This window comes from Rhodocytophaga rosea, from assembly GCF_010119975.1.
GTDB lineage: Bacteria > Bacteroidota > Bacteroidia > Cytophagales > 172606-1 > Rhodocytophaga > Rhodocytophaga rosea.
Genome location: NZ_CP048222.1, coordinates 8,869,725 through 8,882,606 on the forward strand (window position 1 = coordinate 8,869,725; position 12,882 = coordinate 8,882,606).

Annotated in this window: 1 protein-coding gene; it reads right to left on the reverse strand. The window is 41.7% G+C overall.

The features are described 5' to 3' along the window. Window positions 1-169: 169 nt before the first annotated feature. On the reverse strand, window positions 170-12,445 hold the full coding sequence (locus tag GXP67_RS36285; protein WP_162447658.1) for an Ig-like domain-containing protein: 12,276 nt from the start codon (window positions 12,443-12,445) through the stop codon (window positions 170-172). Window positions 12,446-12,882: the final 437 nt, after the last annotated feature.

A 12,882-nucleotide genomic window follows, 5' to 3' on the forward strand; every position in this document is an offset into this window, starting at 1 on the left:
CCTTTGGCTCTACTTCTAATGGATCTGATTTATTGGGAAAAGATAATATGGAATAAATAGTAGCGTGATTAAGTTTGTCAAGAGTCAAAGAGATACAAATTATATCAATCTCTTTATATTCTGCCTCTCTTTTCAAATTGTTTATATTTCATACGGAGCAGGCATACTATTATTTCTCATGAATGATGAGCAAACGTTTATAAATAGGAACCTTCCCCTTACCACTGATATGAATTAGATAACTACCTTCTGTATAAGAGCTTGTATTTAACACAAATGCTTGTTGTCCCTTTGCTACTACTCCATGGCTTATTTTCTTGCCTATCAAATCATATACTACCCACTCCCGGTCTGCTGTTAGCGGCTGCCGGAATACCACCTTTGACTGGTTGGAGGCAGGATTAGGATAGAGCATCACTCCGTCTTCTAAGGTTTCTACATCTTCTAAGGCGGTAATTACTTGTGGTAGGATGGCAGGTTGTTTGATAGCTGCCTGATAAATCTCTTTTGTTTGTGCATCTTGTATAAAGACTACTACAGCCAGCTGACTTGCATCTTTTACATGGACAGGCTGCCATGAGTGAGTAATGGTTTCCGATGTACCTGGCATCCATGGGTGTGTAAATAGAGTACCTGCTGCATCAGGCAACATTTTTCTGAGTACATTTTCAAACGTGGGAGCACCCTCATAAATATCTCTTACTTGTTTTTCTATGACTGCTATGTGTACAAAAACAGGGTTCTCTACTTTCAGGCTGGCAGACACTTTTGCTGAGATGTTCCACATATTCTCATCACTGGCAGGAAAATCTATCTCAATACCGAAAGGAGTTTCCAGTAATTTCCTCCGCTTCAACACTGGCACTCCCCAAGGTGAAAACTTTTTATCTTCCATATAGCCATCTACAACCGTCCTTGGTGTTTGAGATATTCCGTAGTACAAGGCTCTCGCACTTGGATCAGCTACATTACTTTCATTGAGCGGATCTATGTCAGGAAAATTTGTATGATATTGAATATCAATAGCTTCCTCATTATTAATATCTGATAAGTTATTAATGAAAGTATTTTCATTTATAGCTTCCTGATTGCCTGTATTAGTAAAGTGTTCTAATAATACAATCCTGTCCCGCTCTCCTATATAAACATTATCAAAAGCAAAACCGTCCAGCTGCACATCTGCCGGATTATCCTGGTTGCTGCCAAAGGCAATGCGGAACCTAACACTGCTATGCCCTTTGAACTCATCCAACGCATACTTAGCACTTTGCCATAAGCTGTCTACCCCTGACCAGCCGATCTGTCCTATCACTTGTTCGCCGGGATTTCCTATAATAGCAGATTGATTGTACCATTCTAATCCTTCATTAATACCTCCTACATTCTGCCAGCTGCTGCCTCCATCGGTTGAAGCTTGTAAGACTGCCCCATCAAAGCCTTTTTGTGTATGGCTAAAGATATCCAGTGAGATCATTGGCCGCTTTAAGGTAGTAAAGTTAAAGCAAGGACTATATACATAAGAATGCTCATTGCTTTGATAGTTTCCGGTCAGGTCTGTCATCCAGACATGTTCCCCGGAAGCTGCCTGATGTATTACCGCTCCTGCGGGTTTACCCTGCTGCCAGCTAACGTTTGATCCATCTGCTACCCATCCTTGGGTAGAGCCTTCAAAGCCTGCTACATAAGGATAAGCAGAAACAGATGGTAGGATGTATATCTCTTTGGTGAAAGTAGCACTACAAGTAAAGTTACTTTGCACGGTCAGACTTACCAGATATTTTCCTGCTTGCTCATATTGATGTGATACCTGGTCAGATGAACGGGTATAGGTTTGTTGGCTGCCATCACCAAAGTCCCATGTCCAGGAGGAGATTTCACCAAACTCTGCGTTTGTCTGATGGGTAAATAAAGTAGTTTCTCCTTCACAGATGCTTCGCCATGTGAAGTCAGGTACAGGAATATTACCTATGGTAATAACCATGGATTTGCTATTTGTACAACCTGCAGCTGTAGTTACTTCTAAACTGACTGTATAATTACCGGCTGTAGTATACTGGTGCTGCGGGTGTTGCAATAAGGAAGTATTTGCCTCTTCAGCCAGAGCATCTCCAAAGTGCCATTTCCAGGAAGTGATGTTTTCGCCATTGCCAACAACAGAAAGATCTGTAAACTTAACTATACTGCCTTCGCAGACATCACGTAAACTGAAGTTAGCTACAGGTACTGCATTAATTACCACTTGCTGGTCATCATAATTTATACATCCATTGCCATCACTATAAGTATAGCGGATGGTATGCGTACCCACACCGGCTATGGAAGGATTAAAGGAACTTCCACTGATGCCTTTCCCTGTGAATACACCTCCGGCAGGAAAACCTGTTAAACTCACAGCGGCTGCATCTACACAATATTGCGCTGCCAGGCCAAAAAAGTTTACTACTGGAAGTTCATTAACCACTACCGTTTTCTCAGCAAAACTACTGCAACCATTCAAATTAGTGAAGGTATAGCGGATTACGTGACTACCTATGCCAGCAAGTGATGGCCTGAAAGTAGAACTACCCGCCACAATACCTGGTCCTGAAAATGTACCGGTCACACCTCCTGCTCCATCATTATCTGCAGGAAAGCCTGTTAGCAGGATGTCTCCGGCATCAATACAATAAGCTTTCGCTATTATGAATGTTACAGAAGGTAAAGCATTTACTGTAATACTCTTTTCAATATAGTTGGTACCGCCTAGAGCATCTGTATAATTGTACCTGACAACGTTAGCACCTGTTTTTGCGATAGAAGGCCTGAAAATGTTAGTACCTGTCACTATCCCATCGCCGGTAAAATAGCCGCCCAAAGGGCTGCCTACTAATACTACGTCTTCTTCACTGGTACAATATGGTCCTCCTACTTCACCTATACCTACTGTGGGCAAAGGTTCTACTGTTACAGTCTGTATCTGTAGATTCTCACAGCCATTAGTATCGCTATAACTATAGATAACCTGGTAGGTACCCTGACCAGCTTGAGCAGGTATAAACGTATTTCCACTGATGCCTTTCCCTGTGAATACACCTCCGGCAGGAAAACCTGTTAATTTTATCGGGGCAGCGCCGTACGAATATAAAGCCGTACCTCCTGCACCAATATTGTTGAAACCGCTGAAGCTAACAGAAGGCAACGCATGTACAATAACTGTTTTCTGCTGAAGATTTACACATCCATTGCCATCACTATAGATATAGCGGATGGTATGCGTACCCACACCGGCTATGGAAGGATTAAAGGAATTTCCACTGATGCCTTTCCCTGTGAATACACCTCCGGCAGGAAAACCTGTTAAACTCACAGCGGCTGCATCTACACAATATTGCGCTGCTAAGCCACTGAAGTCAACAATTGGCAACGCATATACAGTGATTATTACCTCATCAGTTACAGCTGAACAAGGGCCTGTTCCGTCTGCATCGTTGGTTGTTAAAATAAGCACAATAATTTTACCTGCTTCACTTGGATCAGGTGTATAACTAGCTTTCAGATCATTGACATTACTGAAAGTACCTTTACCTCCACTCCAGGTACCACTTGTAGCTGCTCCTCCAATTGATCCTGATAAACTAACAGAGGCGTTTACGCATACTGTCCGGTCTGTGCCTGCATTCACTGTGGATATAGGATTAACAATAATGGTAATACCTGAACTGGCTTTAGAACAGCCATTCGCTGAAGTTACAAGTGCGCTTATAATCTGGCCATTGGTAAGGACAGAAGTAGTGTATTGATTGGACGGTCCTTTCTGTTTCGATACGCCATTTACAAAGAATTCATAGTTAGAGGCAATATCAGAGTTAGCTGTAAAGGTAACAGGCTCTCCAGCACAAATGGTATTATCAGCAACACTGCTAGTAAGGGTAACGGTAGGTAAAGGATTGACAGTAGTGGTAATCCCTGAACTTGTCGTAGAACAGCCACTAGCTGTGGTTACTCTCACCGTTACCGTTTGGCCATTGGTAAGACTGCTGGTGGTATAACTGGGAGAAGCTCCATCCTGTACTAAGCTTGCTCCGATGTAAAACTTATAGTTGGTAGCTGTAGCTGAACTAGCCGTAAAAGTAAGAGTTTCTCCTGTACAGATAGTGTTATCACTATCGCTGCTAGTAAGGGTAACGATAGGTAAAGGATTGACTGTAGTAGTTATGCCGCTGCTTGTTGCTGAACAGCCATCAGATGTATTGACTCTTACCATTACGGTCTGTCCGTCTAAAAGACTAGCAGTGGTGTATTGATCAGAGGCTCCACTTTGTACAATGATACCTGCCACAATAAACTCATAACTGGTAGCAGTAGCAGAAGTAGCTGTAAAAGTCAGGGTTTCTCCTACGCAAATTTTATTATCACTATCGCTGCTAGTAAGGGTAACGGTAGGTAAAGGATTGACAGTAGTAGTAATCCCTGAACTTGTCGTAGAACAGCCACTAGCTGTGGTTACTCTCACCGTTACCGTTTGGCCATTGGTAAGACTGCTGGTGGTATAACTGGGAGAAGCTCCATCCTGTACTAAGCTTGCTCCGATGTAAAACTTATAGTTGGTAGCTGTAGCTGAACTAGCCGTAAAAGTAAGAGTTTCTCCTGTACAGATCTTATTATCAGCATCACTACTAGCAAGACTAACGATAGGTAAAGGATTGACTGTAGTAGTGATGCCACTGCTTGTTGCAAAGCAACTACTGGAAGTAGTTACTCTTACTGTTACTGTTTGGCCGTCTGTAAGAGCAGAAGTAGTATACTTATTGGAGGCTCCACTTTGTACAATGATACCTGCCACAATAAACTCATAACTGGTAGCAGTAGCAGAAGTAGCTGTAAAAGTCAGGGTTTCTCCTACGCAAATTTTATTATCACTATCGCTGCTAGTAAGGGTAACGGTAGGTAAAGGATTGACAGTAGTAGTGATGCCACTGCTTGTAGTTGAACAACCATTGGCTGTTGTTACTCTTACTGTTACTGTTTGGCCATTGGTAAGGGTAGAAGTAGTAAAAATATTAGTTGCACTCTTCTGTTTCGATGTGCCATCTACAAAAAATTCATAGTTAGAAGCGATATCAGCGTCGGCCGTAAAAGTGACAATATCACCGGCACATATTATGTTGTCAGCATCAATGCTAGTAAGGGTAACGGTAGGTAAAGGATTCACTGTAGTGGTAATGCCGCTGCTTGTAGTTGAACAGCCATTAGCAGTGGTTACTCGCACGGTAACGGTCTGTCCGTCTGTAAGAGCAGAAGTAGTATACTTATTGGAGACTCCACTTTGTACAATGATACCTGCCACAATAAACTCATAACTTGTAGCAGTAGCTGAAGTAGCAGTAAAGGTAACAGACTCTCCGGCACAGATCTTATTATCAGCATCACTGCTAGCAAGACTAACAGCAGGCAATGGATTGACTGTAGTAGTGATGCCACTGCTTGTAGTTGAACAACCATTGGCTGTTGTTACTCTTACTGTTACTGTTTGGCCATTGGTCAGACTGCTGGTGGTATAACTGGGAGAAGCTCCATCCTGTACTAAACTGGCTCCGATGTAAAACTTATAGTTGGTAGCTGTCGAGGAACTAGCTGTAAAAGTAACAATATCTCCTGAACAGATAGTATTGTCGGCATCGCTGCTAGTAAGTGTAACAGTAGGCAATGGATTGACTGTAGTGGTAATCCCTGAGCTTACCGCAAAACAACCATTGACTGTTGTTATTATTACAACAACCTTTTGGTTATTTGTCAGCGAATTTGTAGCAAAAATATTAGAAGTACTATTTTGTGCAGATATCCCATCCACAAAAAATTCATAGGTAGATGGTATACTAGCGTTGGCTGTAAAAGTAACAATATCCCCTGAACAGATAGTATTGTCGGCATCGCTGCTAGTAAGTGTAACCGCAGGCAATGGATTGACTGTAGTGGTAATCCCTAAACTTGTTGTAGAACAATTATTAGCTGTACTCACTCGTACCGTTACCGTCTGCCCATCTGTAAGTGAAGCAGTGGTGTATTGATTAGAAGCACCACTTTGTACAATGATACCTGCCACAATAAACTCATAACCTGTAGCAGTGGAGGATGTGGCTGTAAAAGTCAGGGTTTCTCCGGCACAGATCTTATTATCACTATCGCTGCTAGTAAGGGTAACGGTAGGTAAAGGATTGACTGTGGTGGTAATCCCTGAACTTGTCGTAGAGCAGCCACTAGCCGTGGTCACTCGTACCATTACCGTCTGTCCATTGGTCAGACTGCTGGTGGTATAACTGGGAGAAGCTCCATCCTGTACTAAACTTGCTCCGATGTAAAACTTATAGTTGGTAGCTGTAGCTGAACTAGCCGTGAAGGTAATAATGTCACCGGCACAAATGGTATTATCTGCATCGCTGCTAGTCAAAGTGACGGTGGGTAATGCATTCACTGTGGTAGTGATGCCTGCACTCATTTCACTACAAGCACCCGGAGTAGTTACCCTCACGGTTACAGTTTGCCCGTTCAATAAGGCATTTGTAGTAAAAATATTAGTTGCACTGTTTTGTGCAGATATACCATCCACAAAGAATTCATACGTTGTGGCAGTGGAAGAAGCAGCCGCAAAGGTAACTGTTTCGCCAGTACAAATCTGGTTATCCGCATCACTGCTAGTCAAAGTGATTGTTGGAATTGCATTTACGGTAGTAGCGATGGCATTACTTACAGTTCCACAACCATTTGATGTACTTGCTCTTACTGTTACTATCTGATTGTTTGTAAGTGTATTATTAATAAACGTATTTGAAGCGCTTACTTGTTGAGAAACGCCATCAACAAAGAACTCATAAACAGTAGCTATATCAGATGTGGCAGTAAAAATAAGTGATTCTCCGGCGCAAATGGTATTATCACTATCACTGCTGGCAAGGCTAACTGTAGGAACTGCATGCACTGTATGGGTAATAGTGCTGCTAGTTGCAAAACAACCATAGGCATTAATAGCTTTCAAGCTTACGGTTTGACCGTCAGTAAGTGTAGAAGTAGTAAAAATATTCGTCGCACTTTTTTGCCTGAGTATACCATCTACAAAGAATTCATAGTTAGTTGCTGTTGGCGAGGAAGCGATAAAAGTGACCGTTTCTCCGGCACAGATCTTATTGTCCGCATCACTACTTGTGAGTGTAACTGTAACTGTTTCAACAATGGTAGTAATGGCATTACTGGTTGCAGCACATCCATTATCAGTAGTAGCTTTCACTGCTACAGTTTGCCCATCGGTAAGTGTAGAAGTAGTGAAAGTGTTGGAAGCGCCATTCTGTACAGAGGTTGAACCTACAATAAATTCAAAATTCGTAGCTGTCGCGGCGTTAGCTGTAAAAGTAATTGTTTCTCCGGCGCATATTCTGTTGTCGCTATCGCTACTTATTAAGGACGCAACAAGCACTTTAACTTGTTGTGTTATACCAGAACTAACAGCGAAACACCCATAGCTATTTGAAGCCTTTACTATTACTGTTTGCCCATTAGTAAGTGTAGAGGTAGTGAAGGTTTTTGAAGCACTGTTTTGCTTAGAAACGCCATTGACCAAAAACTCATAACTGGTAGCAGTAGCAGAAGTAGCTGTAAAGGTGACGGCATCCCCAGGACAAGTAATATTATCCGGATCATTGCTTGTGAGCGTTACAGCAACAGTATAAGCTGTTGTAGTAATACCCGCACTTGTGATTGAACAGCCATAAGGACTGGTTGCTTTTACTGTAACCGTTTTGCCATCTTCTACAATACTTGTAGTAAATGTATTAGAGGAGCCATTCTGAACTGAAACAGCACCTACGAAAAATTCATAAGTCGCCGCTATATTAGAAGAAGCGGTAAAAGTAACTGTTTCACCAATACATATCTTATTGTCACTATCACTACTTGTCAGGTTAACCGTAATGGCATATACAGTGGTAGAGATTGAATTACTTGTTGCTGTACAACCATCAGAAGTAGCTGCTTTTACAGTAACGATCTGGCCATTTATCAGAGTATTGGTACTATAGCTGTTGCTGGCTCCATTCTGTTTCGATACCCCATCTACAAAAAATTCATAAATGGTAGCAGTTGAGGAGGTAGCTGTAAAAGTAATTGTTTCCCCGGCACAAATGGCATTATCCGCATCGCTGCTGGTTAAAGTAATGAGCGGTAATGGATGTACAGTAACTGTAATACTATTGCTTAGCGCTGAGCATCCGCTAGCTGTCGTAGCTTTAACATAAACTACCTGGTTATCAGTAAGTGTAGTTGTAGTAAAAATATTGGTGGCACTATTCTGAACAGAAACGCCATCTATAAAGAATTCATAGGAAGTAGCTGTGGGAGCATTGGCTGTATATGTAACAGACTCTCCGGCACAAATGGTATTATCTGTATCGCTGCTAATCAAATTGGCTGCTAATACTTTTACGGCTGTGGTTACAGCATTACTGGATGCAATACAACCATAACTATTTGTAGCCTTTACCATTACCATTTGCCCATCGATGAGGGAAGTGGTAGTAAAAGTGTTAGAAGCACTATTTTGAACCGATGCTCCATCCACAAAAAATTCATAGTTTGCTCCTGAACCTGCTAAACTACTAGTGAAAGTAATCGCATCTCCCGGACAAATCGTATTATCGGCATCACTACTCGTAAGGTTGATTGCCACTGCATACACAGTAGTAGTAACCGCATTACTGGTAGCAGTACAAATATTTGCAACAGTAGCTTTTACAGTTACGGTTTGTCCATCAGCAAGAGAAGAGGTTGTATAAGTATTAGAAGGTCCGTTTTGTACAGAAGTGGCTCCTACAAAAAAATCATAACTGGATGCTGTGGCAGAAGTAGCTGTAAAGGTAACAGCTTCTCCAGCGCATATTTGGTCATCCGCATCACTACTGGTTAAACTAACTGTTACAAAGTATACTGCAGTAGTAATACTGTTGCTTGCAGCTGTGCATCCATTGAAATTAGTAGCTTTTACAGTTACCGTTTGCCCGTCGGCAAGTGCAGCAGTAGTATATTGATTAGTAGCTCCGTTTTGCACAGAAGTAGTCCCTACAAAAAACTCATAGTTAACAGCGCCGGCAGCATTGGCTGTAAAAGTCAGGGTTTCTCCTGCACAAATCTTGTTGTCGGCATCACTGCTGGTAAGCGAAACGGTGGGCAGAGGATTCACTATAGTGGTGATGCCACTGCTATTGGCCGAACAGCCACTGGCCGTAACGGCTGTCACTCTCACCGTTTGGCCATTGGTAAGCCCAGAAGTAGTGTAGGTACTAGAAGTACTATTTTGAACAGAGAGGCCATCGACAAAGAATTCATAGCTTGCTGCAGCAATGTTGGCACTGGCTGTGAAAGTAAGAGCTTCTCCCAAACAGATCATGTTATCTGCATCACTGCTTGCTAGGCTTGTGGTTAGTGAAACGACATTTATTTTAACAGCATTGCTAGTGGCAGTACAGCCGTAGGTGTCGGCAGCAATCACAGTTACCGTTTGTCCATCGGTGAGGGAAGTGGTGGTGAAGGTGGTAGCAGCACTGTTCTGAACTGATACCCCATCTACAAAAAACTCATAGCTTGTAGCTGTAGCAGAGCTAGCCGTGAAAGTAAGGGCATCTCCCGGACAAATACTGTTATCAGCATCACTGCCGGAAAGGCTTACAGCTACTGTGTAAACGGTGGTAGTGATCCCTAAACTGAAAGTCTGGCAACCATACGCATTGATGGCTTTCACAGATACGGTTTTATCATCCACCAAACTATTGGTGATATACTTGTTAGAAGCTCCGCTTTGAACCAGAGTGGCTCCTACAAAAAACTCATAGCTAACAGCTGTAGGGGAAGTAGCCGTAAAAGTAACTACATCTCCTACACAAATCTTATTGTCAGCATCACTACTGGTCAAACTAACTGTTATATTTTCAATCAGGGTAATGATAGCATTACTAGTAGCTGCACAGCCATTGGCAGAAGTAGCTTTCACAGTTACCATTTGTCCATTGGTCAAGGTTGCTGTATAGTCAGCAGCAGCACTGTTCTGAACAGATACCCCATCCACAAAAAAATCATAGCTAACAGCTCCTGCAGCATTGGCTGTAAAAGTCAGGGTTTCTCCTGTACAAATCTTGTTATCGGCATCACTGCTGGTAAGCGAAACGGTGGGCAGAGGATTCACTATAGTAGTGATGCCACTGCTGGTAGCCGAACAGCCACTGGCAGTAACAGCTTTTACCATCACCGTTTGGCTGTTGGTAAGCCCAGAAGTAGTATAGGTATTGGAAGTACTATTTTGAACAGAGAGGCCATCGACAAAGAATTCATAGCTTGCTGCAGCAATGTTGGCACTGGCTGTGAAAGTAAGAGCTTCTCCCAAACAGATCATGTTATCTGCATCACTGCTTGTTATACTCGCTGTTAAAACTTTTACGGCAGTAGAGATACTATTACTGATTGCGGCACATCCATTTATCCCTGCTTTAACCATCACCGTTTGTCCATCGGTGAGGGAAGTGGTGGTGAAGGTGGTAGCAGCACTGTTCTGAACTGATACCCCATCTACAAAAAACTCATAGCTTGTAGCTGTAGCAGAGCTAGCCGTGAAAGTAAGGGCATCTCCCGGACAAATACTGTTATCAGCATCACTGCCGGAAAGGCTTACGGCTACGGTGTACACGGTGGTGGTGATCCCTAAACTGAAAGTCTGGCAACCATACGCATTGATGGCTTTCACAGATACGGTTTTATCATCCACCAAACTATTGGTGATATACTTGTTGGAAGGTCCGCTTTGAACCAGAGTGGCTCCTACAAAAAACTCATAGCTAACGGCTGTGGCAGAGGTAGCCGTAAAAGTAACTACATCTCCTACACAAATCTTGTTGTCTGTATCGCTGCTTTTAAGTGTTACTGTAGGTACCGGATTAACAACAGTAGAAATAGCATTACTAGTAGCTGCACAGCCATTGGCAGAAGTAGCTTTTACAGTTACCGTTTGACCATTGGTCAAGGTTGCTGTATAGTCAGCAGCAGCACTGTTCTGAACAGATACCCCATCCACAAAAAATTCGTAATTGATAGCAATGTTAGAAGTGACGGTAAAAGTGACCTCATCCCCAGTGCAGATCTTGTTATCCGCATCGTTGCTGGTTAAGTTGACTAATACGTTTTCAACTACTGTAGTTATAGGATTGCTGACAATTGAACAACCGTCAGCAGAAGTAGCTATTACGGTTACCGTTTGTCCATCGGCAAGAGAATTTGTCGTAAAAATAGTAGAAGCGCCATTCTGTACAGAGGTTGAACCCACAAAAAACTCATAACTAACAGCTGTGGCAGAAGTAGCTGTAAAAGTAATTGTTTCACCTATACAAATGATATTATTGGCATCACTGCTCGTTAAACTAACGCTAGGCAAAGGATGTACGGTAGTAGTAATATTGCCACCGATGGTTGTACAGCCATTCGTATCTGTAACTTTTACTGTTACACTTTGTCCATCGCTAAGGGTACTTGTTGTAAAGGTATTAGAAGGTCCACTTTGGACAGAAGCAGCATCTATAAAGAACTCATAATTTGCAGCAGTTGCAGAAATAGCTGTGAAAGTGACGGTTTCTCCGGCACATATAATATTATTGGCATCACTGCTGGCTAAACTAACAGTAGGCTTTGGGTTTACTGTGGTGGTAATGCCTGTAGTAAATAGACTTCCATCCGTGCATCCTCCAGAATTATAGGCTCTAAACGTTACTTTTTGCCCATTCGTAAGTGTAGAAGTTGTATAGGCATTGGAGGTACTATTCTGAACCGATACTCCATCGACAAAAAACTCATATGCATTTGTGCTGGTTGCACTGGCTGTAAAAGTGACAGTTTCTCCTGTGCATATATTGTTATCAGCATCACTACTGATTAAATTAAGTGCAGTAGGGTAATACGAACTTGAAAATGATGCATGATTTACTCCATCCCCATTATTGTCCCCTATTATATTGGCCGTTGATGATGGATCTCTTACTAATTGTCCGCTACCTGGTACGCCAACTGCTCTAACATATGCATCTTTTAAGATGAGTTTGTCAAATGAGCCTCCCTGATTCGAAACATTATAATTAATTGTAATTCTTCTTGTAGCTAAAGAATACGAAACCCAGTTTATAACCAGACCATCTGAACCTGTTACAGCTGTAATGGTACCTGAAGTAGGATTAAATTCAAAATTAGCAGGAAATGCAAAAACTAAAGTCTGATTAAACCCAACCCGAAAATCATCTTTCAGTCCTTCTGCAATAGTTATATCTCCAAAGGGAACATAGCCTCCTCCGATACATAAATTGGCAGCCCCTGTGGCAGGAGTTATAACTACATTACTATAAACTAAATTGGAAGCAAAAAGCAATAAAAAAACAGCTAATGCCATTGTTCTTTTTGACAATAGTATAGCTGATGAAAAAAAACAATATATGTAAGAAGTAAAAGTTAATTTCATTTATCCACAAACTCTCCTGTAGTGTTTGTTTTAATCAAAGCAGTAATGTTTCTCAAACTAATTGTATTAAGTAGTATTAGGATTCATTTCACATAATTCTTACAGTTTTGTTTCCTATAACCTATCTTCGAGTTTCTTTTCCTATCGCACTTTTTTCCTGCATCGGTACAAATTACTACCTCAAGACTTTTTACTAACTTTTAATCTGATAGTCACTGCGCCTTTACTGTAGCTATGTACATCCACAATCAGTTTTATTAATAGGCAAGGAACTTGGTTTTCATTATGTAGGGAACTAGATAAAAAATAGTTATATTTTCCTGCTGCAAAATCACTGTTGTGCTATAAAAATTATATTTAGAAACCTG

Excerpts from the sequence above, each read along its gene's own strand:
- GXP67_RS36285 (WP_162447658.1), bottom strand. The coding sequence starts at position 12,445 with ATGGCATTAGCTGTTTTTTTATTGCTTTTTGCTTCCAATTTAGTTTAT.